This window comes from Weissella sp. MSCH1 (assembly GCF_045799135.1).
In the GTDB taxonomy this organism is placed as follows: Bacteria; Bacillota; Bacilli; order Lactobacillales; family Lactobacillaceae; genus Weissella.
Genome location: NZ_JBJMBA010000041.1, coordinates 14,757 through 40,151, shown reverse-complemented (window position 1 = coordinate 40,151; position 25,395 = coordinate 14,757). Strand labels below are relative to the sequence as shown.

At 43.9% G+C, this 25,395-nt stretch carries 25 protein-coding genes; 22 read left to right on the top strand and 3 right to left on the bottom strand.

The window, feature by feature from the left end:
- Positions 1 to 92 precede the first annotated feature (92 nt).
- The 17 genes from ribF to ACJ28U_RS06685 all read left to right on the top strand — a co-directional run bounded on the left by ribF (position 93) and on the right by ACJ28U_RS06685 (position 17,217).
- A complete protein-coding gene (ribF, locus tag ACJ28U_RS06765) occupies positions 93 to 1,034 on the top strand; it encodes a riboflavin biosynthesis protein RibF (RefSeq protein ID WP_407618786.1) in 942 nt (313 codons plus the stop codon).
- Positions 1,035 to 1,061: 27 nt separating this feature from the next.
- Positions 1,062 to 2,768: an NFACT RNA binding domain-containing protein gene (locus ACJ28U_RS06760; RefSeq protein WP_407618785.1), complete on the top strand. Its 1,707-nt coding sequence runs from the start codon at positions 1,062 to 1,064 to the stop codon at positions 2,766 to 2,768.
- A 168-nt stretch (positions 2,769 to 2,936) separates the two neighbouring features.
- Positions 2,937 to 3,590 carry a copper homeostasis protein CutC gene (locus ACJ28U_RS06755; protein WP_407618784.1) on the top strand — a complete coding sequence of 218 codons (654 nt, stop codon included), beginning with the start codon at positions 2,937 to 2,939 and terminating at the stop codon, positions 3,588 to 3,590.
- 76 nt (positions 3,591 to 3,666) lie between these two features.
- A complete protein-coding gene (locus tag ACJ28U_RS06750) occupies positions 3,667 to 4,083 on the top strand; it encodes a MarR family winged helix-turn-helix transcriptional regulator (protein WP_407618783.1) in 417 nt (138 codons plus the stop codon).
- Positions 4,084 to 4,096: 13 nt separating this feature from the next.
- On the top strand, positions 4,097 to 5,392 hold the full coding sequence (locus ACJ28U_RS06745; RefSeq protein WP_407618782.1) for an alkaline phosphatase family protein: 1,296 nt from the start codon (positions 4,097 to 4,099) through the stop codon (positions 5,390 to 5,392).
- Between the two features lie 3 nt (positions 5,393 to 5,395).
- Positions 5,396 to 6,628, top strand: a complete 1,233-nt coding sequence (locus tag ACJ28U_RS06740) for an MFS transporter (protein ID WP_407618781.1) — start codon at positions 5,396 to 5,398, stop codon at positions 6,626 to 6,628.
- Between the two features lie 24 nt (positions 6,629 to 6,652).
- Positions 6,653 to 7,519: a DegV family protein gene (locus tag ACJ28U_RS06735; RefSeq protein ID WP_407618780.1), complete on the top strand. Its 867-nt coding sequence runs from the start codon at positions 6,653 to 6,655 to the stop codon at positions 7,517 to 7,519.
- 175 nt (positions 7,520 to 7,694) lie between these two features.
- Complete coding sequence (locus ACJ28U_RS06730) at positions 7,695 to 8,546, top strand: DegV family protein (RefSeq protein ID WP_407618779.1); 852 nt, start codon at positions 7,695 to 7,697, stop codon at positions 8,544 to 8,546.
- A gap of 112 nt (positions 8,547 to 8,658) precedes the next feature.
- Complete coding sequence (locus tag ACJ28U_RS06725; RefSeq protein ID WP_407618778.1) at positions 8,659 to 9,546, top strand: GDSL-type esterase/lipase family protein; 888 nt, start codon at positions 8,659 to 8,661, stop codon at positions 9,544 to 9,546.
- Positions 9,547 to 10,161, top strand: a complete 615-nt coding sequence (locus ACJ28U_RS06720) for a YpmS family protein (RefSeq protein ID WP_407618777.1) — start codon at positions 9,547 to 9,549, stop codon at positions 10,159 to 10,161. It begins immediately after the preceding gene.
- The gene (locus ACJ28U_RS06715; RefSeq protein WP_010373722.1) at positions 10,161 to 10,382 is read left to right on the top strand and encodes a YozE family protein; all 222 of its coding nucleotides are present in this window, start codon (positions 10,161 to 10,163) and stop codon (positions 10,380 to 10,382) included. The genes ACJ28U_RS06720 and ACJ28U_RS06715 overlap by 1 nt, the downstream gene beginning before the upstream one ends.
- Positions 10,383 to 10,425: 43 nt before the next feature.
- Positions 10,426 to 11,298 (top strand): ribosome biogenesis GTPase YlqF, encoded by an 873-nt coding sequence (gene ylqF, locus ACJ28U_RS06710; protein WP_407618776.1) that lies wholly within the window; start codon positions 10,426 to 10,428, stop codon positions 11,296 to 11,298.
- Entirely contained in the window at positions 11,291 to 12,055 is a 765-nt protein-coding gene (locus tag ACJ28U_RS06705) for a ribonuclease HII (protein ID WP_407618775.1), read from the top strand. Before ylqF ends, ACJ28U_RS06705 begins: the two co-directional genes overlap by 8 nt.
- 68 nt (positions 12,056 to 12,123) lie before the next feature.
- Positions 12,124 to 12,993, top strand: coding sequence for a DNA-processing protein DprA (gene dprA / locus ACJ28U_RS06700; protein WP_407618774.1), 870 nt, complete (start codon positions 12,124 to 12,126; stop codon positions 12,991 to 12,993).
- Between the two features lie 130 nt (positions 12,994 to 13,123).
- Positions 13,124 to 15,253: a type I DNA topoisomerase gene (topA, locus tag ACJ28U_RS06695; protein ID WP_407618773.1), complete on the top strand. Its 2,130-nt coding sequence runs from the start codon at positions 13,124 to 13,126 to the stop codon at positions 15,251 to 15,253.
- Positions 15,254 to 15,255: 2 nt separating this feature from the next.
- A complete protein-coding gene (xerC, locus tag ACJ28U_RS06690) occupies positions 15,256 to 16,173 on the top strand; it encodes a tyrosine recombinase XerC (RefSeq protein ID WP_407618772.1) in 918 nt (305 codons plus the stop codon).
- A gap of 162 nt (positions 16,174 to 16,335) precedes the next feature.
- Complete coding sequence (locus tag ACJ28U_RS06685) at positions 16,336 to 17,217, top strand: aldose 1-epimerase family protein (RefSeq protein WP_043708383.1); 882 nt, start codon at positions 16,336 to 16,338, stop codon at positions 17,215 to 17,217.
- Positions 17,218 to 17,254: 37 nt separating this feature from the next.
- Here the strand turns inward: ACJ28U_RS06685 and plsY are convergent, their stop codons facing one another.
- Positions 17,255 to 17,881, bottom strand: coding sequence for a glycerol-3-phosphate 1-O-acyltransferase PlsY (gene plsY, locus ACJ28U_RS06680; RefSeq protein ID WP_407618771.1), 627 nt, complete (start codon positions 17,879 to 17,881; stop codon positions 17,255 to 17,257).
- Positions 17,882 to 18,146: 265 nt separating this feature from the next.
- Here plsY and ACJ28U_RS06675 point away from each other — a divergent pair, with 265 nt between their 5' ends.
- A complete protein-coding gene (locus ACJ28U_RS06675; protein WP_043941143.1) occupies positions 18,147 to 19,073 on the top strand; it encodes a manganese-dependent inorganic pyrophosphatase in 927 nt (308 codons plus the stop codon).
- A gap of 53 nt (positions 19,074 to 19,126) precedes the next feature.
- Here the strand turns inward: ACJ28U_RS06675 and ACJ28U_RS06670 are convergent, their stop codons facing one another.
- Positions 19,127 to 19,690: a hypothetical protein gene (locus ACJ28U_RS06670; protein WP_407618770.1), complete on the bottom strand. Its 564-nt coding sequence runs from the start codon at positions 19,688 to 19,690 to the stop codon at positions 19,127 to 19,129.
- A 66-nt stretch (positions 19,691 to 19,756) separates the two neighbouring features.
- On the bottom strand, positions 19,757 to 20,377 hold the full coding sequence (locus ACJ28U_RS06665) for a GntR family transcriptional regulator (RefSeq protein WP_407618769.1): 621 nt from the start codon (positions 20,375 to 20,377) through the stop codon (positions 19,757 to 19,759).
- Positions 20,378 to 20,678: 301 nt separating this feature from the next.
- On the opposite strand from ACJ28U_RS06665, the gene ACJ28U_RS06660 reads away from it, so the two are divergent.
- The 4 genes from ACJ28U_RS06660 (at position 20,679) to ACJ28U_RS06645 (ending at position 25,371) form a co-directional block, all read left to right on the top strand.
- Positions 20,679 to 21,866, top strand: coding sequence for a glycine betaine/L-proline ABC transporter ATP-binding protein (locus ACJ28U_RS06660; RefSeq protein WP_407618768.1), 1,188 nt, complete (start codon positions 20,679 to 20,681; stop codon positions 21,864 to 21,866).
- A gap of 3 nt (positions 21,867 to 21,869) precedes the next feature.
- On the top strand, positions 21,870 to 23,588 hold the full coding sequence (locus ACJ28U_RS06655; protein ID WP_407618767.1) for an ABC transporter permease/substrate binding protein: 1,719 nt from the start codon (positions 21,870 to 21,872) through the stop codon (positions 23,586 to 23,588).
- Between the two features lie 11 nt (positions 23,589 to 23,599).
- Positions 23,600 to 23,767 (top strand): hypothetical protein, encoded by a 168-nt coding sequence (locus ACJ28U_RS06650; RefSeq protein WP_010373709.1) that lies wholly within the window; start codon positions 23,600 to 23,602, stop codon positions 23,765 to 23,767.
- A 254-nt stretch (positions 23,768 to 24,021) separates the two neighbouring features.
- On the top strand, positions 24,022 to 25,371 hold the full coding sequence (locus ACJ28U_RS06645; protein ID WP_407618766.1) for an FAD-dependent oxidoreductase: 1,350 nt from the start codon (positions 24,022 to 24,024) through the stop codon (positions 25,369 to 25,371).
- The last annotated feature ends 24 nt before the right edge of the window (positions 25,372 to 25,395 follow it).

Genomic DNA, 25,395 nt, shown 5'->3' with positions numbered 1-25,395 from the left:
GTATATCGCGAATATTCTGACTAAACCCCGCCTTGTGCGGGGTTTTATGTTATTATGAAAACATTGAATTTTTGAAACGAGAGGCGCTGACAATGGAAGTCATCACATTACATCATCCTTTTGACGCTGCCACAATTGCCGACGAGCCAGTTGTGTTAGCCATGGGCTTTTTTGACGGAGTTCACGCAGGACATCGTGCTGTAATTAATCGTGCGAAAGCTGAAGCGACGGCACGAGGTGTGAAATTGGCAGTGCTTACGTATGATCAACATGCGTCAGTTGTATTTGCTGCACACCAACACCCTTTGACGTATCTCACGACGTTGCCACGTAAGCTAGCGTTGCTTGCAGAGATGGGGGTTGACGTGGCTTACGTCGTTAACTTTACATCTGCTTTGGCGAAACTTGCACCAGCTGACTTTGTTGAACAGTATATGATTGGTTTACGTGCAACAGCCGTTGTAGCTGGATTTGATCATACATACGGCGCTACCGACGCGCAAGCCGATATGTCCCACTTGCCCGGCTACGCAGACGGACGCTTTGATGTCATCGAAGTTTCACGTGTTGATGTTGACGGAGAAGAAAGTGCTTCAACACGCGCACGTCAACTGGTTGATGCCGGTCAGGTGGATGCGTTGAATGAATTGTTAACGCAACCCTACCAAACCAGTGGTGTGGTTGTTCACGGTGAGGCTCGTGGACGTGAAATGGGTTACCCAACAGCCAACATCGAGACTACGCCAGGTGAGCGGTTGCCAGGGGTTGGGGTGTACGTAGTCGAATTGGAAATCGCTGGTAAATGGTACGGCGGGATGGCGTCGATTGGTTACAATGTGACCTTTGGTGAAAACCGACCAAAGACAGTTGAAATTAACCTGTTTGATTTTGCCCAAGAAATATATGGCGAGCGTGTGAACGTTCGCTGGCATCATTACATTCGTGGTGAAGAAAAATTCACTGGTATGGATGCTTTGATTGCAAAGCTTCAAGAAGATGAATCTGTGTCACGACGCTTTTTAGCAGAAGCGTAGTCTAAGAAAAAAGAAAGGAGACAACTCATGTCTTTTGATGGTCTCTTTACGCACGCAATGGTGCGTGAGTTGAATGAAACTTTGGCTGGTGGCCGAATCATGAAGATCCACCAACCATACCCTAACGAAATTTTTCTGGTAATTCGTAATAATCGTACAAATTATCCAGTGTTATTGAGTGCGCATCCTTCGTTTGCGCGGGCACAGATCTCTCGTATTAAGTATGCGAACCCGCAAACGGCACCTAATTTTGCCATGATGCTTCGTAAGCATCTAGAAGGCGCCCAATTGCTGCGCGTTGAGCAGGTGGCAAATGATCGTATGATTAAGTTCACCACTTCTGGACGCAATGAACTGGGTGACGAAGAGAAGACGTCACTTATCCTGGAGATGATGGGACGTCACTCAAATTTGTTTTTGATTGACGAACCGACACAACGTATTTTGGATTTGATTAAGCACGTTCCAGCTGACCAAAATCGTGTACGAACACTAATGCCTGGTGGTACTTATGTTATGCCACCGAAGCAAGATGTGATTAATCCGTATGAATCACTTGATGGACTAGCTAATTTGATTTTGGATAACCCAGATGTGAACGATTTGGCGAAGGGGATTCAAACCACATTCCAAGGATTTGCCCGTGATTCGGCACAAGAATTAGCAGCGGTGTTGCAACAATCCGGCGATGCGATGAAGTTAGCGCAAGATTGGTTTGGCCACTTCGATCAGCCAGAACCACGCCTGATTTCCACGGAAAAGGGTGTTAATTTCACCCCGTTTGAGTGGTTAACAGTACAGGGTAATGTGTTAACCTATCCAACACTCAGTGAAATGTTGGATGCGTACTTTGCTGAAAAATCAGAACGAGATCGCGTACAACAACAAGCAGCCATTGTTTTGCGAGTTGTTCGAAATGAATTGAAGAAGAATAAAACTAAGATTAAGAAGCAACAAGCTGAACTAGATGCAGCTGATAATGCGGATGAATTTAAGGTTAAAGGTGAGTTATTGACGACATACATGCACCAGTTGGAGCGTGGCATGACTGAAATTGAGTTGCCAAATTATTATGACGATAATAAGCCCCTCAAAATTGCTCTGTCTAACCAAATCGGCCCATCACAAAACGCCCAGAAGTATTTCACGAAGTACAACAAATTGAAGACGTCTGTGAAGTACTTGAATGAGCAAATTGCCATGGCGCAAGAGGAAGTCGATTATTTTGAAAACTTGCTTGCACAAATTGATATCGCCTCGCCAAAGGATATCGAAGAAATTCGTCAAGAGTTGATTCAAGAAGGCTACATGCGGGTGCAGAGTAAGAAGAAGCAAAAGCCTCAGGTTAGCCAACCGGAAAAGTTCTATGCAACTGATGGCACGTTGATTGAAGTGGGTAAAAACAATCTACAAAATGAACGGTTGTCCATGAAGACGGCTGCTAAATCAGATATCTGGCTACACACTAAGGATATTCCAGGCTCTCACGTTATCATTCACGATGCAAATCCATCTGATGACACATTGCTTGAAGGTGCGATGTTAGCAGCGTACTTTTCGAAGGCTCGAGATTCCGCGAATGTGCCTGTAGACTACTTGCCAGTCCGCCGGTTGCGAAAGCCAAATGGTTCTAAACCTGGTTTCGTAATTTTCGAGGGACAAACGACCATGGCAGTGACGCCTGATTTTGCAATGGTGCAACGGTTACGTCAAAATAAACCAGCACAGCAGTAATGACAAATTGTTAAAACGACTAGCGGTACCAACGTGGTATTGCTAGTCGTTTTTTGCTTGGCCGTGGTTAAAATATTAAAGTCTCATTAACCAAAATGGTTCAATTAACAGCCAATGTCTGAAATTTAGTAAAATAAGCTTAAATTAGAAATTTTAGGGGGGTTCATCATGATCAAGGAAATTGCACTGGCTGACATCGATACAATGCGTGCCGCGATTCGTAATGGCGTCGATCGCGTGGAATTAAATAGTCGTTTGGATTTGGGAGGACTAACCCCAGATGACCAGACAGTTGCTGAAGCTGTGACGTTGGCAGCTGAAGCGCAAATTGATTTGGTCGTGATGATTCGCCCACGGGGTGGTGACTTCGACTATTCTGAGGTTGAAATTGAAGATATGCGCCGTTCGTTACGCCGCATGCGGGCTTTGGGGGTCAAGACGGTGACGTTTGGGGTGGTCGACGTCAAAAAGCATCTAGCTCGGGATCGCATGACCAAGTTGCTGGAAGCTGCAAAGCCCATGCAAGTGGTGTGTCACATGGCTTTTGATGATATTGCAGAACGTTGTCAACAACAGGCCTTGCGCTGGTTGGCGAATTACGGGGTAATACGTGTGTTAACGCACGGTGGGAAGTTAACCGTGCCGATCACGGAAACAGTGTCGCATTTACAAGAGATTGTCCAAATGGCACCAACGGGTCTCGCGATTCTACCTGGTGGTGGTGTGACGTTTGAGAATGCAGAATGGTTATCACAGCAACTCAATGTCAGTGAGCTGCACGGGTCAAAAATTGTGCCATTATCGGTTAAGGAAGCTTTGTAATGGTAAGGAAAACCTTTTTGTCCTAATTGTGTAATACAAAAAGCGTATAATCTATAAGTTATGTCAGGAGGTTGGGATGAAAACCGTCTTAGAAGCGTTACGCGATACTGAAAAACAGTACAAGACCATGCTGACGAAGATGACAAAAAGTAACGGACTGACAATTGCCGAGTGGCAGTTGTTGAGTCATGTTGCCGCTGGGTTTGATACTCAAGATAAGTTATCCGATGAAACGGGCCTTGATAATTCGACATTGTCACGGCAGCTAAGTTCATTACTCAAGAAAGAAATGGTTTCAAATATTGCCGTTGGTCGCGATCGGCGCCAATTAATATACGAGCTCACAGTCAAGGGTAATGACGTACTGACGGCTGTTAACGAACAGCATATGATCTATGAAGAAACTGCATTTAAGTTATGGTCCGCTGAAGAAAAAAGCATGGTTCAAATCTTACTTAACCGTCTTGAAAAGTCATTAAGTAAGCAAATATAGGAGGATTAGTTTAATGGCAAAGCACGCAGTTGTTATCTCGTTAGATGCAATGGGTAGCGCTGATTTGAAGGCGCGCTTACAATTTTTGCCAAACCTATCAGCATTGGTCGCTGGAGGAACATGGGTGCGTGACGTAAAAGGCGTTTATCCGTCAATTACTTATCCATCACACACGTCAATTATCACGGGAACCTATCCAAAAACGCACGGCGTTGTGAATGCGACCCTTATGCAACCTGAACGAGTCTCACCAGATTGGTATTGGTATGCAAAGCACATTAAGGTACCGACGGTCTATGACTTGGCACGCGAAGCTGGTATGACGACAGCTGCTTTCTTGTGGCCTGTCACTGCGGGGGCACATATCAACTGGAATATTGCTGAGATTTTCCCAAACCGTATTTGGACCAATCAATACACAACGTCATTGCGAGCAAGTTCGCCATTGTTCTTGCTACAAATGGACCGTAAGTTTGGTCATTTACGCAATGGTATTCAACAGCCAGAGTTGGATAACTTTATTACGGCTGCGGCTGCTGATACTATTCGGACCAAGAAGCCAAATCTTACGTTGGTGCACTTGGTTGACATGGATTCACATCGGCACCGTTATGGGGTTCGGACGCAACAAGCGTGGGATGCCTTAGATCGCTTGGACAAGCACGTTGGTGACTTGATTCAAGCAACTAAAGATGCGGGCATTTTTGAAGAGACAGACTTCATGATTCTTGGTGATCACTATCAACAGAACGTCTCAAAGATGATTCACCTGAACATGTTATTTGCTAATCGCGGTTGGTTGAAGGCAACACGGAATGGTCGTGTTGCCCGCAATTGGCAGGTTATTGCGAAGCACACTGATGGTGCAACCTACATTTATTTGAAGGATAGCGCTTTGCTTGATCAAGTGAAGGATGTTGTGAAAGATGTGCCGGGTGTTAAAGCAATTTATGACCATCATGATATTGTGACATTTGGTGCTGATCCAGCGGCAACGCTGATGATTGAAGGTGAGAAGGGTTACTACTTTACCGATGAAACGCGTCGCCCGGCTGTTGTCGAAGAAGTGACAAACGAGATGTTGGAACGTGGCGAAGTTGATCGTTATAAGGGAACGCATGGCTATCACCCAGACAATGATGACTATACGACGACGTTGATTTTAAATGGGCCAGATATCAAGGCTGGTCAAGTTTTGGACTTAGATGTTGATTTGACAGACGAAGGGCCGACAATGGCGCACTTGCTAAATCTACGGTTCCAAACCCCAATTGCTGGTCACACAATCGATCAAGCGTTTAAGGAGTAATGGATGCGCAAATTATTTAGTAAGACTGAATGGAGCTGGATTTTTTATGATTGGGCGAATTCAGGTTATGGCATCATCGTGATAACGGCGGTTTTGCCGATTTGGTTAACATCGGTGGCTGCCAATAACGGCATTTCAGCGACACATGCGACGGCCTATTGGGGGTATGCCAATTCCATCGCAACTTTAGCTGGCGCTGTGTTGGCACCGATATTAGGCGCGTTGGCTGATTTTCAAGGGATGAAGGGGCGACTCTTCTACTTCTTCACGGCCTTGGGTGTGCTTGGCACGTTCGCTTTGACGGCAGTTCCGAGTGACAATCTGTTTCTCCTGCTAGCGGTCTTTGTGGTATCATTTATCGGGTACTCATCTGCAAATGTTTTCTACGATAGCTACATTACCGACGTAACGACCGATAAACGCATGGATATGGTGAGTTCAGCTGGGTATGGCTTTGGCTATTTAGGTGGCCTAGTACCGTTCATCATTTTTATGGTTGGACGTAGCTTTTTCTCGAGCTATGGTTCAGTTGAGTTCGCATTTGTGCTATCAGCGATTTGGTGGGCGGTGTTTACAATACCATTTATGAAAAATGTGCGACAAACCTATGCGTTGCCACGAGTTGATCATCAGGTGAAAGCGTCACTTAAGCGACTCTGGCATACGTTACGCGTGTTGCCAAAATATCCAGCACTAGCAGGCTTCTTGATTGCTTACTTCTTTTATATCGACGGAGTTAATACAATCTTTACGATGGCATCATCGTTTGCTTTAGCTATCGGAATTCCAAGTGGCCAGTTGATTGTGGTATTGCTAGTTGTACAACTAATTGCCTTTCCATTCTCAATTGTATATGGATGGTTGGCAAATCGGTTTGGTAACCGGAACGTTTTGATTATGGGGATGCTGATTTATATCGGAATTACATTATTTGCTATTTTTATTAATCACCCTAATCAATTCTGGTTACTGGCCTTTGGTGTTGGTTCATCACAAGGTGGTATGCAGGCATTATCGCGGTCATATCTTGGTCAGCTTGTACCTAAGGAACGAAGCAGCGAATTTTTCGGCTTTTTCAATATTTTTGGTAAGTTCTCGGCGATTATCGGACCTGCTATTTTTGGAATCGTGTCACAAACGACGGGTCGCGTGCAATATGCGGCTGGATCATTATCAATTCTTTTCTTGATTGGATTGGTTATTTTCCTACGATTGCCTAAGAAGACAACAGATTAAAACACAATTGAGAGGATTATTGAGATGAAAATTGCGATTGTAACGGACTCGACGGCTTATTTGAGCCATGACGAGGTCGCTGCACTTGATATCAAGGTAATGCCCATTCCAGTTATTATTGACGGAACGGTTTATCGTGAAGGTATCGATTTAACGACTGACGAATTTTATGAGAAACTAGCCACGTCCGCAAGTTTCCCATCAACATCACAACCAGCGGTTGGTGAATGGATTACGTTATTTGAGTCATTGAAAGCGGATGGTTATGACGGTGCAATCGTTGTTAACCTGGCTGCAACGATTTCAGGAACGGTGAATACGGTCGCTGGACTAACGGATGCCGTGCCAGGCTTCCAAGTGTTTGGTTATGACTCAAAGATTACAGTGCGCTTAATGGGGCACTTGGTGATGAAAGCAGCTCAGATGGCCCAAAATGGGGCTGAACCAGCAGACATCATTGCGACAATGGACCAAATGGCCACCACAATGGATGAGTACTTTATTGTGGATGACTTACAAAATTTGGTGCGAGGCGGTCGCTTGTCAAACGCTTCTGCTATCATCGGAACGATGTTGAAGGTCAAGCCGATTTTGACGTTTGATAATGATTCAAATTATATTGTGCCTTTTGAGAAGGTGCGCTCGATGAAGAAAGCGATGGCCCGTGCAGAAGAGTTGTTTGATCAGGCTCGCGCGGAGGCAAATTATCCATTGCGTGCCATGGTGATTCATGCGAATGCACCTGAAGCAGGCGCAAAGTGGCGTGATGAGTTGCAACAGCGTCATCCTGATATGCCGTTCGAATTAACTTATTTTGGACCGGTAATCGGCACTCATCTAGGGGCCGGGGCCTTGGCTTTGGCTTGGATTCGTGAGCCTGACTCACTTTAATGACATTTTGCATTTATTAAGAAGGAGCATCGATTGATGCTCCTTTGTTTTATATACTAAATTAGACGGTTTTAAATACTAGTTGTCAGGTTATTAAACCTTATTAACTTGAACTAAAGCTGTAAAAATGGCATAATTAAGGTACTTAATAAAAAACAAACGGGGATTATATCACATGGCCCAAGTAAAAATTGTTACTGACTCAACAGCAATGTTGACACCTGAAGAAGCTGCAGAACTTGATGTTAAAATCGTACCATTGAGTATTACGATTGATGGTACGTCTTACCAAGATGGTGTGACGCTATCTCGTGTCGAATTTATGGATAAGATGGCTGAGGCAAAGAATTTGCCACAAACATCACAACCAGCACTTGGTTATTTTACTGAAGTGTATGAGTCAATTATGGCGGCCGACCCAGAGACGCATATTATTTCAATTCATTTGACTAAGGGGTTGTCTGGTACAGCCGACGCGGCACGTCAAGCTGCATTAATGGTTGAAGGCGATATTACGACGCTAGACTCTGAATTTATTGACCGTGCGGAAGGTTTCCAAGTTTTGGCAGCTGCTAAGCTGGCGGCTGCCGGCGCTTCAAAAGAAGCAGTTTTAGCCGAAATTCAACGCATTCGTGACAACACGCAACTGTATTTGACTGTTTCTAATTTAGATAATTTAGTAGCCGGTGGTCGTCTATCGAAGACAGCTGGGTTTATTGCCGGCGTCTTAAATATCAAGGTTGGTGCCCACATTGAGCAAGGTAATATCAACGTTGAGGTTAAGGGACGCGGGGCGAAATCAACTAAAGCGTACTTGAAGAAGATTGTTGAGCAAATGCAAGCAGCTCCAAATGGGGTTGCAGCAATTGGCATCTCACACGCTGGTATCCCAGTTGAAGCACAAGAACTAGCCGACAAGGTTAATGAGATTTTCCCAGACGTTAAGATTGTGGTACAACAAACTTCACCAACTGTTTCAACGCACACTGGTGCAGGTGCAATTGGGTTCAGCTATTTATTAAAGTAACATAGTGCTTAAAATGAGTGATTTCACGTTTTTGTGGGTTCACTCATTTTTTGTGTCACGAAATATGGTAGAATAGTAAGTCAGAATAATGATATCGAGGAGGCGAACCAAGTTGAAACAATCAAAACATCGACGGTTTATTTTGGGACTTTTGGTGGTATCGGTTGCGACAAGTCTCCTAAACGTTGGCCAGGTAAACGCGGCTGAGAAATCAAATATTCGTTTGGTTGCAGTCGGTGATTCCCTAACTGAGGGGATTGGCGATACGACAAAACAGCAAGGCTATACAAAACGCACGGCAAAGTTATTGACCAAAGCTTACGGTGTTCGGGTAAAGACGGCCAATTATGGTAAGGCTGGTGATCGGTCTGATCAGATTTTGCGACGGGTGAAGTCTGATAAAAAAGCGGTCCGCGATATAAAAAAGGCCGATGTGATTGTCATGACGGTAGGGGGCAACGATTTACAACAAACGTTGTTTAAAGCAATTTTTGCGAAGTCAGATACTGCTGTGACGAAAGAAGTTGTTAAGAGTATGCCAACCTACACCGAAAAACTCATGAAACTCATGAAGTTCATCCAAAAAAAGAATCCAGATGCACCCATTTTTTTGTTTGGTAATTACAATCCGCTATACGTTTATTTAGCAAACCGGCAAGACTTAAATGCGGATGTTAAAATTTACAACGGCATCAATGCCAATATCGCGGCCACTGATTCGCAGATTTATTACGTGTCAACGTTTAAGACATTGACGTATGGGCAGTACCAAACGCGTGCTGCGCGGCAGGAATTAGTTAAGGAATCAGAACAAGCAAACCGGGGCTCGCTTAATAACAAAATGGTGCAGGATACGTTGAATGGCAAGAGTGATAAGGAATTAAATGATTATATTACGACACTTGATCACTATCACCCGAATGATAAAGGGTATGACAAAATGAGTAAATTGCTTGTGAAGCGAATGGCCGAAAAAGAATCAGAATGGCTGGTGAAGTAGATGCAACGACGTAAGGTAACACGATTTGGCTTTGTTATGCCTAGTCGTGATCGTGTACAAGGCATCATTACAGGTGTAGGTGCCACGATTGTTGTGATGGTATTGATTGTGATTGGTTTGCTTTTATTACCACAGGACAGACAACAAGCAGTAGATACGCAACCGCAACTCAGTCAGGCGGCTTTTGAAGTCAGCGTCGATCGCACTGAGCTTAATGCGATTGTTGAAAAATACTTAAATGATGATCCTTCATTAAAAAATAAATTCCGTTTTGAAATGACAAAAACTGGCATGATGGTGTATGGTACATACAAGCTCTTGGGTCAAAATGTCGATTTTGGTATGAAGATGACGCCAGAGGTAACGAAACATGGTGGCATCCTATTGCATGCTGATTCGGTCGCCGTCGGACAACTACCATTGCCGGTTAAGTACGTCATGGGCTATATCGGTAACATGATGAACTTGCCAGACTGGCTAAAAATTAATACATCAAAGCAGACCATCCTCATCGACCTTGGTAAGACGCCGAAGGTTAATGATATGCGGTTTAAAGCTGTGACGATTGAACCGGCCCAGAACAAATTTGTTTTCCGCGGAGGATTTACACGATAATGCGACGCCCATTTTTTTCATGGTTGATGACGCAACGCAATCCGGTAACGTTTGACGAGGTGCAAACGTTTGCCAATGCCGCGTTTTACGACCATCAATTTCCAAAACAAGCGGAAGATTTTGAAAGCTTGTCCCGTTATTTAGAAGAAAATGCAAGTTACTTGCATAGCATGTCGATTTTTGATGAAGCCTGGTCACGTTACTTGGCTTCAGAGGAATAGGACGAATTGGTGGGGTACCACCATACATAGAAAGGAGTCTATTATGGCCCAAATTATTCAATGGTTCCCTGGCCACATGGCCAAAGCCTTCCGCTTAATGCGTGAGAATTTAAAGTATGTTGATATTGTGTTTGAATTGGTGGATGCCCGGATCCCAGTTTCATCACGTAACCCTGAACTGGATGAGGTGTTGGGGAACAAGCCACGTTTGTTAGTGATGACGAAGACAGATTTGGCTGATCCTGAGCGAACTAAGGCTTGGACTAAGTATTTCGTGGACCAAGGACTTGAAGTTGTTGCATTGGACACACGTGGTCACAAAACGCCACAAATTATGACAAAGGCCGCGCGCAAAGTCTTGGCCGATAAATGGGCCGCCCTTGAAGAGAAGGGCGTTAAAGATAAGCCAATACGGGCCCTTGTGGCAGGGATTCCGAACGTGGGTAAGTCGACGTTGTTGAACCACTTGGTCACAAAGAATGTTGCGATTACTGGTGATCGTCCTGGTGTGACAAAGAAGTTGCAATGGTTGAAGACACCGACTAATTTGGAACTTTTGGATACGCCGGGAGTGTTATGGCCAAAGTTTGAAGATCAGCGCGTTGGTGAACATCTGGCGATGACAGGGGCGATTAAGGACCAATTGATTAACCAAGATGATATTGCGCTGGCGACTTTAAAGTTTATGCGAACATATAATCCAGCTGCTATCGTGGCACGTTATCATTTGGCAGACGACGCCTGGGAAGCGAATACCGACGTCGAGATGTTACTGCTGATTACCCAAAAGTTAGGCTTTAAGGATGATTATGATCGCGCTGCTGAACGTATGTTGCTTGACTTGCGTCGTGGTAAGTTAGGCACATACACGGTTGAGATGCCAGAAGATCACATCGGAGAAGTGGTTAATGACTAAAGCTGAGACGATTTCGGCCATTAAGCTAGCCCTGGCAGCGCAACCAACGGCAGCTGATTTAGTACGCTGGCGACAGGATGACCGAATCGGTGTGCAAAAATTACTTGATCGTTACGAAAAGCAGCAACAGAAACAAGCTGAAAAGTTGGCAGCCTTTCAGGCCCGACTTTCGTTTGAACGAGATGCTTGGTCGGAGGGGCTTGTCTTAGCTGGGGTTGACGAAGTTGGTCGCGGCCCATTAGCTGGTCCAGTGGTGGCGGCAGCGGTTGTAATTGATGATCAATTCGATTTGTTGGCAGTTCATGATTCAAAGCAATTGTCCGAGAAAGCCCGATTGGCCTTGGATGCGGCAATTAAAGAAGAAGTGGTTGCCTTCGCGTTTGGTGTTGTTGATGCGGCAGATATCGACACATTGAATATTTATGAGGCGTCACGGGTGGCGATGAAACAGGCCATTGAGAATTTATCCGTTCAGGTTGATGGTTTACTGATTGACGCGATGACGGTTGATTTACCGTTGCCGCAAGAGAAGCTAATTAAGGGTGATGATCGGAGTATTTCAATTGGTGCTGCGTCAATTTTGGCTAAAAACTTTCGTGACGACTTAATGGCGGCATATGCAATTGACTATCCTGGTTACGGCTTTGACCACAATGCTGGTTATGGCACGGCCGAGCATTTGGCAGGGCTAGCTGCCCACGGTGTCACGCCAATCCACCGACGAACGTTTGCACCGGTGAAACAGTACTTATCATAAAATGACTTAGAAACTGTTATAAAAAAGAAAAATCACGTTGTGTAACGTCTTTCCTGGTTAGGAGGGATATGATGACACAACGTGATTTTTTATTATGGGTTCGCTTGTTACCGGGAATTGGTTTAATGAGGCGTCATAAGATTTGGCAATTTTTGCAGGAAACACAGCGCCAACGCTTAACATTGCAAGAAATATTTACATTGACGGAATTGTCGGTTGCTGCCCAAACTAAAATTAGAGTCGCTATACGGTCGGGAGAACTACGCCGTGCTTACAATTTGGTCAAACAATACCCAGTGGTGACTCTGGCTGATGATGCATACCCGGAACTACTCAGAGAGATTGCACAACCGCCACTCTGCCTTTTCTTTCAAGGCGATTATACATTAATCAATCGGGCGTGTGTGGCAATTGTGGGATCACGTGAATTAACGCGGTATGGTCAGCAAGTATTAGCGACCTGGTTACCGCATTTGGTGAGCGCACAATTGGTCACGGTATCAGGTTTAGCACGAGGTACAGATGAAGCTGTCCACCGGGAGACTATGGCACAGGCTGGGCAAACAATCGCTGTGATTGGCACCGGCGTTGATGTAGCTTATCCAAAGCGTCGTGACAATTTGCAAACTCAAATCAGCCAACAAGGACTAATCTTAAGCGAGTATTTACCATGGGAACCCCCAGCAAAACATCATTTTCCGGAACGAAACCGCATCATTGCAGGATTAGCCCGAGTGACGGTTGTTGTTGAAGCACGACAACAATCAGGGTCGTTAATTACGGCCAATGTGGCTCTGGATGAGAATCGGGTTGTGATGGCGGTACCGGGCCCGGTGACTAGCCCCTTGTCAGAAGGGACTAACACCTTAATCGCAGCAGGTGCAATCCCGCTTATTTCGCCAGCCCAGATTTTGGCGGAGTACGTTAACGCTTGGTAAATGTTTCACAGATGACCCAGTTAGCATTTGTCAAATTATAGACAGGTAGTGTATAGTACTTTATTGATAGAGCATTTTAACTGCTATATATAGAAGAAAACAAAAAACTAACAGAAAAGAGGTCCACGCCATGGCAACTGAAACAGAAAAAAAGCCATCTAAAAAGCGTGCGACGACTACGAAAGCCAAAACAAAGTCTAAGGCGAAGCCAAAGAAAAACTTGGTAATCGTTGAGTCTCCATCGAAAGCAAAAACGATTGAAAAGTATTTGGGTAGCACGTATAAGGTGGTTGCTAGTATTGGTCACATTCGTGATTTGCCAAAGTCAACCATGGGTGTTGATATTGAGAATGATTATGCACCAAAGTACATTAACATTCGTGGTAAAGGTGATGTAATCAAGGGGCTAAAGAAAGATGCAAAGGCTGCTAAACATGTTTACTTGGCGTCCGACCCGGATCGTGAAGGTGAGGCTATTGCGTGGCATTTGTCACACATTTTAGATTTGGATTTAGAGTCTGGTGAAAATCGAGTCGTGTTCAACGAAATCACGAAAGATGCAGTTAAAGACGCTTTCAAACAGCCTCGTAAGATTGATATGGATCTTGTGGATGCCCAACAAGCTCGACGTGTTTTGGATCGTTTGGTTGGTTACTCAATTTCACCAATTTTGTGGAAGAAGGTCAAAAAGGGCTTGTCTGCTGGCCGTGTACAGTCTGTTGCACTAGGATTGGTTATTGCACGTGAAAATGAAATTCAGGCTTTCCAACCTGATGAGTATTGGACAATGGACTCAGAGTTCAAGAAAGACAAAACGACCTTTAAAGCCACTTTTTATGGCGTTGATGGTAAAAAAGTGGAATTGCCTGATAATGAAGCTGTCCAAGATATCTTACGACGCTTAAATCAAAAGAGTGACTTTGATATTACCAAGGTTGAAGCTAAGGAACGTAAGCGTAATCCGCAACCAGCCTTTACGACATCAACTTTGCAGCAAACTGCTAACACACAGTTAAACTTCCGTACCCGGAAAACAATGATGGCGGCACAACAGTTGTATGAAGGTATCAACTTAGGTGGTAAGGAAGGTAGTGTTGGATTGATTACCTATATGCGTACCGATTCAACGCGAATTTCTGAAATCGCCAAGGCTGATGCTTCAACCTTTATTCACGAAGAATATGGGGCCGAGTACGCCGCAACTAAGCCTGTCCAAGGTAAGCAACAAGAAGGTGCCCAAGATGCCCACGAAGCGATTCGACCAACGTCGGTTTTCCGTACGCCGGCATCAATTAAGGATAAGTTGACGAATGATCAATTTAAGTTATATCAACTCATCTGGTCGCGTTTTGTGGCAAGTCAAATGACGCCAGAAATTTTGGATACTATGGCAGTTACGATTGAGCAAAACGGGGTGATGTTCCGTGCTAATGGCTCAAAGACGAAGTTTGCTGGATTTACGAAGGCTTATCCTGCTGCGAAGGAAAAGGATAACAAGCTACCAACGTTAACGGTTGGCGATTTGGTGCAGTTAGCTAAAATGTCACCTGAACAGCACTTTACCCAACCACCTGCCCGTTATACTGAAGCGGCCTTGGTTAAGGCGCTTGAAGAGAACGGGGTTGGTCGACCATCAACTTATGCTGCGACGATTGAAACGATTCAGAAGCGTGGATACGTCCGAATTGATGCCAAGAAATTTGTGCCAACCGAACTAGGCGAGTTGGTCCAAAATACAGTGCAAGAATTTTTCCCGGATGTGACAAACATTAAATTTACAGCTGAAGTTGAAACTAGTTTAGATAACGTTGAGGCAGGTAAAGAAAATTGGGTCAAAGTAATTGACGATTTCTTCAAGCCGTTCTCTAAAGAGTTAACGAAAGCTGAAACGGAAATGGAAAAGATTGTATTAAAGGACCGTTTGGCTGGCTTCGATTGTGATGTCTGTGGGGCACCGATGCTTGAAAAGATGGGACGCTATGGCAAGTTCTACGCTTGTTCTCGGTTCCCTGATTGTCGAAACACACAAACGATTGTTGAAGAAATTGGGCTTGGTTGCCCAAAGTGTGGTATCGGACAAATCGTTGAGCGTAAGACGAAGCGTGGTCGCACATTCTATGGTTGCTCACGTTACCCAGATTGTGATTTTGTCTCATGGGACAAGCCAACTGAGAAGACGCGTGCTGATGGTACGACACCAAAGGATGACGACGAAGTTGCAGATACTAAGGCTGAAAAAGAAACTGAGCAGGCAAAATAAAGATGGATACGGCAACGTTGACGGGCTTGTTTTTGGACTATTTGCGAGTTGAGCGGCAATATTCCGAGGACACCCAAAAAGCATATCAATCGGATATTACTGAATTTGTTGCATTCTTGACAGATTCTGGGGATGGCACACCAGTTGATTTAACTACCATTGATCAGTATGATGCGCGTGTGTTTCTGTCGATGCTTTACGAAAAAGGTGACGTCAGCCGGACGATTGCGCGCAAAGTGAGCTCTTTGCGGGCGTTTTATCGATTTTTAGAGCGCAATGCAGTTGTCACAACAAACCCGTTTGCCGGCGTACAACTCAAAAAGTCTGGGCAACATTTGCCACGATATTTTTATGAGAAAGAATTAAACAAACTTTTTGAGGTCGTTATGACTGATACGAGTCTGCTCGGATTGCGCAATCGATTGTTGCTCGAAATTTTATATGGCACGGGAGCACGTGTATCGGAAGCAGCGGGCTTAACGTTAGGCATGATAGATCAAACTGCCCGAGTAATCACGATCACGGGTAAGGGAAATAAGACTCGGATTGTCCCATATGGCCAATATGCGGCTGATGCGTTAGCAAGTTATTTACGTGATGCCCGTCCACAGTTGCTCGCCAAAAGTCAGATTATGCATGATAACCTATTCGTAAATCAACGTGGTCAGGCATTGACAGCTAGCGGAATTGAATACATTCTGAAGCAATTGGCCAAGAAGGCCGGTTTAACGCAGATGATTTCTGCTCACATGTTCCGCCACACGTACGCAACGGATATGCTGAATAACGGTGCTGATTTGCGAACGGTGCAACAACTACTGGGCCACAGCAGTTTAAGTACAACTCAGATTTATACGCACGTGACAACGGATGCTTTACAAAAAAGCTATCGTGATTTTTTCCCACGAGCAACAGAATAATTATTTTGAGGTTCATGCTAATTGGCATGAACCTTTTTTTCATAAATCCGTCGATTATTCGTGAAAATCATTTACAATTCGTGCATGGATTTTATGTAAAAAATTTGCTATGATAAAAATATTGAAGAAAACGTTTACAGAACGGACTGGGGGAAGAAGAGCATGTCAGTCAAGCTAGAAAATGACAGTATCACCGTCGTCATTTCAGAAATGGGTGCTGAATTAGTCAGTGTGACTAATAAAGAGAGTGGCCTAGAATATATGTGGGAAGCCGATCCTAATTTTTGGGGCCGCCACGCACCGAACCTTTTCCCCATTGTTGGGCGTTTAAAGGGTGATCGTTATAAGTATCGTGATAAGACGTACTTTATGGCACAACACGGTTTTGCACGAGACAATGAATTTGATTTAGTTGAAAAGACTGCTAATACAGCACGCTTCCGTTTGGTTGATAATGATGAATCATTTTCGATTTATCCCTTTCATTTCCAATTTGACGTGTTGTATCGTCTGACAGAGCAGGATACGTTGGGAATCGCCTACGTGGTGACCAATACTGACACGCATGATATTTATTTCTCCGTTGGTGGTCACCCAGGGTTCCGTGCGCCACTGGAAGCGGGCGAAAAGTTTACGGACTACTACATCAACGTTGAACCACAACGTAAATACAACCGTGCCAAGCTAGTCGGTCCATACTTGGACAATAATTTAGAATCAACGTTCGACACGCGAATTCCATTGCGTCTTCGTCGTGATGATTATAAGGATGATGCAATCATTCTACGATTGGACCAGAATCCAGTGTCGATTGTTTTGGCCAAGTTGAGCGAGTCACACGGGGTTACCATGCATATTCAAAATGCGAAGTACGTTGGTATTTGGACGCCATATGCGAAAGAGGCCCCATTTGTGGCGATTGAACCTTGGTGGGGGATTGCCGACACCGTTGACGCTGATGGTGAGTTGCGCCACAAGTATGGTATTAACACACTAGCACCAGCCCAAACATTTACCGGTTCATATTCACTGACATTTTTCTAAATAGCTAAAAAAGGAGAGCTGAATGCTCTCCTTTTGTTTATTTATTTTGTTGACGCCAATAGCCAAAACCAAAATGAACTAATGATTCTGTACCATTTTTGATACGGACAATATTTTCACGATGCCGATAGAACACGAAAATGGTCAGGGCAACCGCAATAACAGATAACAGCCAATCATGTAACCAGAAGATTGAAATTAAGCTAACGAGCGTGAAGCCGATCATTGAGGCCATTGAAACCATCGATGTTAGCAAGATAACTGTCAGAAAGATAGCAAAGGCAACTACAAAGAGCAGTGGGTTGTAAGTCAATAAGACCCCCATTGAAGTCGCAACTGCTTTGCCACCCTTGAACCCAATCCACATTGAGAAGGTGTGACCAAGAATGGCGCCAAGGCCAACTACCATGTGGGTCCAAGCAGGGGCTGGGCCCCAAATCATTGCCATTGACGCACCCACAGATCCCTTCAAGATATCCAAGATAAGGACCGCCACACCGGCTTTTGTACCTAGGACACGAAAGGTGTTGGTGGTCCCAATATTACCTGAGCCGAGTTGCAAGATGTTCTTTTTAAAAAAGAGACGTCCGATCCAGTAACCAAACGGCATTGAACCGAAAACATAGGCTAAAATGAAACTAATAATAAAATGCGTAATCGTCACGATTAACACTCCTTTGATATGCAATTTTAAAAAGTGAATAAGTGCATGTTCTGAAAAACAGAACAGATTCAATTTTAGCATGATTTTAGTTAGCGGGCCTTTAATAATTTTTAACTAAATTCGCGCAAACTCTTGGTATGGCACTAATTACTTAACATTACGACGATACTAATCGGTTGAAATTTTGACTAATTTGCGTGCCTAACCGGTGTAAATGGTGTATGATTAAATCATTGAAAAAACAAAGAAATTGGAGATTTATCTGATGGCTAAGATGTTGGTTTTCGGACACCAAAACCCTGATACAGATACGATTGCGTCAGCATTCGCTGCATCATACTTTTTGAACAAGGCATACAATCAAGATACTGAGGCTGTGGCTTTGGGAACACCAAATGCAGAAACACAATTTGCATTGAATTACTTTAAGGTTGACGCACCTCGTGTAATTGAGAGCGCTGATACGGAAGAAGTTTTCTTGGTTGACCACAATGAAGCGGCACAATCAGTTGCGAACATTGCAGATGTAACTGTTTACGGCGTATACGATCACCACAAGATTAACTTCTCATCAGCTGCTCCTTTGTACTTCATCAACAAGCCATGGGGTTCTGTTGCAACTGTTTTGTACTATGAGTTCCAAACGGCCAACATTGAGATTCCTGCTGAAATTGCTGGTTTGATGGCATCAGCTATCATTTCTGACACGTTGTTGTTGAAGAGCCCAACGACTACACCAATGGACAAGCCTGCTTTGGAAGCTTTGGCTAAGATTGCTGGTTTGGCGGATTACGAGGCTTATGGTTTGGAAATGTTGAAGGCGGGTACTGACTTGTCATCACGTTCAGCCAAGGAATTGATTGATGGTGATGCAAAGTCATTTGAGTTGAATGGTTCAACCGTTCGCATTGGTCAAGTAAACACAGTTGATGTTGAGGATGTCTTCTCACGTCGTGATGAAGTGGTTGCAGCTATGGAAGCCGAACTGGCTGAAGATGGTTATAACACTTTCGTCTTCGTTGTGACGAACATTTTGGACTCAGATTCAGATATCTTGGTTTTGGGTGATAACTTGGATAAGGTTGAAGCTGCCTTTGACGTTAAGTTAGCAGACGGTCGTGCATCATTGCCTGGCGTTGTATCACGTAAGAAGCAAGTTGTGCCACCATTGACTGACGCTTTTAACGCTTAATATGAAATGATCGTATGGTGGACTGTTAAGTTAATAGTTTGCCTAAAAAGACCTCATCGGTTTGTCGATGAGGTCTTTTTTTGTGTCATGTCAGTTAATAAGCGACTATTTGCTTGGATTGTCTCGAGATGTTGGAGACGTGCTTGACTTTGGTTGTGCCAGCGGATAATGTCTTGGATGGAAATTTCGTGCACCACATCCTGGTCCCCGGAGTGAATAATGAACGAGTGGAGTGTCACGATGTCGTCAGACACACTAAACCAATTTGGCATGACCATTTTTTGCTCGACAGTCGCTTGCTTATCTGGCCAAACAAAATAGCGCGTTGTGCCAGAAACGAGGTGCGGTTCGATTTGCCAACCGTTTGACGGACGTTTGACTTCTTGCCAACGACCATCGGTAATATTCGACGTTGCATAGTTGATGATTGCAGCAAAGTAGAGTAACTGGCTATCGTGCAATTCCTTGATTGTAAGCGGGGTGCGGTGGGGCTTTGTTGATTTGGGTGCGTTGGTTGCTGGTTGTTGGGTTGTCACTGGTTTTTCTGTCTTGTAACTGAACAGAAAAGTGCCAAATAGTAATAGTCCAATAACGGCTAACCCGACTAATATTCGCATCACGTTATTCTCCTAGATAAGAAATAGCTGGCTCGTTCAAGGATTCCTAAATTCGAGCCAGCTATTTTAGTTTTGATAAAAGAAGTTTGAAACACTCTGAACACTGTTTTGATCGCCAACAAAGTAGAGTGTATCTCCCTGGAATACTTTCGCATAAGGACCGGGTGAGATTGTTAATTTATCTTCATGCATAATTCCCACTAAGGTTGTGCCGGTTTTGTGCCAAAAATTTAGTTCACGTAGCTCTTTTTCAAACATGGCCGATGGTGCGGTTAAAGCCAATTCAAAAGGTGTTAAGGGATTGTGCTGTTGATAATGTTGTGACTGATCGATAAATGATTGTAGGGAAGTGCCTAAAGTATCTAGCGCTGCTTGTTGGGCTTTAATTTGATTTTTGAGGTCTTGTTGTAGCGATTGTAAGCCGTTCACTTCTTGTTCAGTATTGACGTAGTCTTGGGCTTTTTGACGGGATGTCACAACCACGCCGCTACCATGACGTGTTTCAACAATGCCCAAATCCACTAATACGCTAATCGCACGTCGAGCCGTTTCAGCTGACACACCAAAAGTTGTGGCCAAAGTTGAGCGAGCATGAATTTTATCGCCCACTTTCAATTGATTGGTGCTGATTTTTTCTGCAATTCGCAATGCAATAACGCGATATCGCGGTTGTTTAATTGCTGCCATGGATTTACCTCGAATTTAACTGTTTATCACCGCAACATTTGGCTAAGGTCTAGAACCTTTACCATTTATATGTTGCCTTCGCACTTTCAGAATAGCACACTTGTTTTCTATTGGACAACTTTTCCCGTGGGATAAATAAAATTGGTATACCATCAAATCGTTAGCTTAACGATAGCATTTGTACCATATATGCAACACAGCGGTACAGGCGTTTAAATTTGACCTAAGTGACAACTTTATGTTTACAATAGAGTTGTCACTTAGCGAAAGTGAGAGTATTCGATCAAGTAGGAGGAGAGTTATGGCTAAGGTAGAAATAGAGCACTTAACCAAGATTTTTGGTAAGCGAATCAAACCAGCATTGCAGTTGGTTGAAAAACAAGTACCAAAAACAGAAATATTAAAGCGTACTGGTGCGACAGTTGGTGTTTATGATGCTAACTTGTCAATTGAGGAAGGTGAAATTTTCGTGATTATGGGACTTTCAGGGTCTGGTAAGTCAACGTTAATTCGCTTATTAAACCGTTTGATTGAACCAACTTCAGGTTCAATTTTCCTTGATGGACAAGATGTCTCTAAACTAAACAAGGAACAATTATTGGATGTTCGTCGCAAGAAGATGAGCATGGTCTTCCAAAGCTTCGGGTTATTTCCGCATCGAACAATTCTAGAAAATACTGAGTATGGTCTAGAAGTGCAGGGCGTCCCAAAGGCCGAACGCCGTGAACGCGCTGAGAAAGCGCTGGACAACGCAAATTTGCTGGCCTTCAAGGATCAATATCCTAAGCAATTATCAGGTGGGATGCAACAACGTGTTGGATTGGCCCGTGCTTTGGCAAACGATCCTGAAATTTTGCTGATGGACGAAGCGTTTTCGGCTTTGGATCCGTTGATTCGTCGTGATATGCAGGATGAATTGCTTGATTTGCAAGCAAAGTTTCAAAAGACAATTATTTTCATTTCCCACGATTTGAATGAAGCGCTTCGTATCGGTGATCGCATTGCGATTATGAAGGATGGACAAGTCCAACAAGTTGGTACGGGAGAAGAAATTCTGACAAACCCAGCGAACGACTACGTGCGTGAGTTTATTGAGGATGTTGACCGTTCGAAGGTTTTGACAGCCGAAAACATTATGATTCCGCCAATTTATACGAACATCGAAGTTGATGGTCCAAACGTGGCGCTTAAGAAGATGCGTGTTGAAGAAGTTAGTGGCTTAGTTGCCATTGATCGTGGCCGTCATTTCCGGGGCTTCGTTACCAGTGAAGATGCCTTGCGCGCTCGTTCAGAAGGTTTGCCGTTATCTGAAGTGGCGACCGAAATGCCAACGGTTGCGAAAGATATGGTTGTGGCAGATATTATGCCACTCATTTATGATTCACCAACTCCATTAGCGGTGGTTGATGAAGGACGTCTGCGAGGCGTTATCATCCGTGGTCGAGTGCTTGAAGCGCTGGCAGAGACATCGGAAACGGAGGACAACTAATTTATGACATTATTAATTGGAAAAATTCCCGTCGCGGGTTGGGTCGAGTCGGTCGTTAATTGGTTAACGTCCAACTTAAGTGGCTTCTTTGACGCCATTCAAGCCGGTGGTAATCAGTTGATGAACGGGATGACAAATGGCTTGATTGCCATGCCATCTTGGGCAGTTATTATTGGCGTTACCATATTTGCCATTCTATCTTCTGGGAAAAAGTGGGGCTTTGCAGCCTTTACATTCATCGGGTTATTGTTCATTGCCAATCAAAATTTGTGGTCTGACTTGATGAACACATTGACTTTGGTTGTTGTATCAAGTTTAGTATCAATTGTTATCGGTGTGCCATTGGGAATCTGGATGGCAAAAAAGGAAACAGTTGCTAAGATTGTGCAACCGGTCTTGGACTTTATGCAAACCATGCCTGGATTTGTTTACCTAATCCCGGCGGTTGCCTTCTTTGGAATTGGGGTAGTGCCTGGTGTATTTGCGTCAGTTATCTTCGCATTACCACCAACAGTGCGAATGTCGAATTTGGGTATCCGACAAGTACCGAAAGACTTGGTTGAAGCGGCCGATTCTTACGGTTCAACCCCTAAGCAAAAATTATTTAAGTTAGAGTTACCTTTGGCGACTGGTACGATTTTAGCTGGTATTAATCAAACGATTATGTTGGCATTGTCAATGGTTGTGATTGCATCAATGATCGGTGCACCAGGACTTGGTCGTGGTGTATTGTCAGCGGTTCAAAATGCTGATATTGGTAAGGGATTCGTTAATGGGTTAGCCTTAGTTATTCTGGCCATTATTATTGATCGCTTTACGCAGAAGTTAAATGTTGACCCAGCAGCTAAACAACAAGCGTCAAAGGGTCGTTGGAAGATGTGGACAGCATTAGCAGTTGCTGTGGCTATGGTTGGAACCGGTGTTATCAATGCGGTCACTTCAACTAAGTCAGCTAAAGAATCTGTTAATTTGGTTTATGTACAATGGGATTCTGAAGTTGCCTCAAACAATGTTTTAGCTGAGGCAATGCGTGAACACGGCTATAACGTTAAGTTAACGCCCCTTGATAATTCGATTATGTGGCAATCTGTGGCTAATGGACAAGCGGATGCATCAGTGTCTGCCTGGTTGCCTAAAACACACGCTGCGCAATATAAGAAGTACAAAAATCAAATTGATCTATTAGGACCAAATTTGACTGGTGCAACAACTGGTTTGGTCGTACCAAGCTATATGAATGTTCAGTCAATTTCAGATTTGACCACACAAGCGGGTAAGACTGTAACCGGTATCGAACCGGGTGCCGGTGTGATGAAGTCCGCCGACAAGGCTCTGGCAGACTATGGCCTTAAGGAAAAGGGATGGACAGTCACGCCATCATCATCAGGTGCCATGGCAGTTGCGTTAGGTAAGGCGATTAAAGAACATAAGGACATCGTGATTACGGGGTGGCAGCCCCACTGGATGTTCCAAAAGTATGATTTGAAGTATCTAAAGGATCCGAAGCAATCGTTTGGTAAGGCAGAATCGCTCAATACGTTTACGCGTAAGGGATTAAAAGCTGATAAGCCAGACGTGTACAAGGTTTTGAAGAACTTCCATTGGACCAAAGAAGATATTGGTGAAGTAATGCTCGCAACTTCAAATGGTAAATCAGCGAAGGAAGCTGCCAAGGATTGGATTAAGGCACACCCTAAGCAGGTTGATGCTTGGTTCAAGTAATAGGAGGATGTATGACCGAACAAATTGAGGATGCCTGTATCTATTTCGTGGTACTGGCAGTAGTGATTATTATCAGTATGACGTTATTAGCAGACAAGTCTTTGTTTGCACAAGCAATGTTGCTTTTAGGAGCAATGACGGGAACCGTCATGCTTGTTAAACAATGGCGTGACAATTAATGAGGTTATAAAACCCGAGACAAGGAATTCACTTGTCTCGGGTTTTTTCGTCTACTTATTTAAAAAATAACTTGACGTATTTGCTCAGTAAGTTACAATTAGTTTGTGAGTTATCTAATTTATCGGACTTATTTACACTTGTAAATGGAACAAACGGTTGTTTCATCAGTGGGTTTAGTTGTGAATAATGTCGATAAATAGTTGTTGATAATTGCACAATGATAATAATTGAAAAATGTTGTGGGGTATATAACATGAAAATTGCAGTAATTGGTAGCACACACGCAGGAACCTTTTCAGCGACGCAAATTAAACAATTGCATCCTGAGGCTGACATTACGGTTTATGAACAGCACACGACGGTGTCGTTCCTGTCATGTGGGATTGCCTTGTGGGTAGGTAATCACGTTTCGGATGAACAACGTATGTTTTATGAAACACCAGCTTCAATGACTGAACAAGGAATTACAATGAAGATGCAACACCAAGTTGTTGAAGCCGACTTGGTAAACAAGCGTATTCGGGCTAAGAATCTATTGACCGGTGATTTTTCAGATGAAACGTTTGATAAAATCGTTATTACAACCGGTTCAAAGCCATTAGTCCCAAAGATTCCAGGCATCGATAATGATAAAATTTATATGGTGAAATCTTGGGAAGACGCTAACCGAATTAAAGAAGTGGCGGATGATGTGAAGCGTGTGGTTGTAATTGGTGCAGGTTACATTGGGGCCGAAATCGCAGAACAATTTTCAGTAACTGGGAAGAAGGTTACGTTAATCGATGGTTTTGACCGCGTGTTGCCTAAGAACTTCAGTCCAGTAATTACTGATCGTCTGGAAGCGGCGTTCCAGGACAACGATGTCACATTAGCTTTGCAACAAATGGTATCTGGCTTTGAAGATACCGCAGATGGCGGTATTCGAGTGACAACTAATCAAGGTGCTTACGAGGCGGATATCGCGGTACTTGGGATTGGTTTCTTACCAAACACGGACTTGTTTAAGGGCCAAGTTGATATGCTGCCAAACGGGGCCATCTTAACGAACGCGTATATGGAAACAAGTTTGCCTGACGTTTATGCGGCAGGTGATGCCACGACTGTTTTCTACAATCCAACGCAAGCCTATGACTATATTCCATTAGCCACGAATGCGATTCGTCAGGGGATGCTCGTTGCACGCAACATTGATGGTCATCACTTGGCTTACTCAGGGACGCAAGCAACGTCGGCAGTGGAGTTGTATGGTTATGCCATGTCAGCAACAGGATTGAACAAGGGTTCTGCTGAGGCGCGGGGCTTAGATGTCGTTGAAACAGTTCATGAGGAAGATTATCGACCGGATTTTATGTTGTCGACGACACCAGTGTTATCAACGTTAACTTGGGATCGCAAAACACGTCGAGTGCTGGGGGCGGCCTTTATGTCAAAGCATGACATTACGCAAGCGGCGAATGTTGTCTCATTGGCCATTCAAAATCAAATGACCATTGACGATTTGGCGATGGCTGATTTCTTCTTCCAACCTAACTTTACGCAACCGGTTAATTTTGTAGGTGCAACGGCCTTACAAGCGGTTAGTGATGCACAAAATAAAAATTAACCCTAATAAAAGCTTGACAATAAA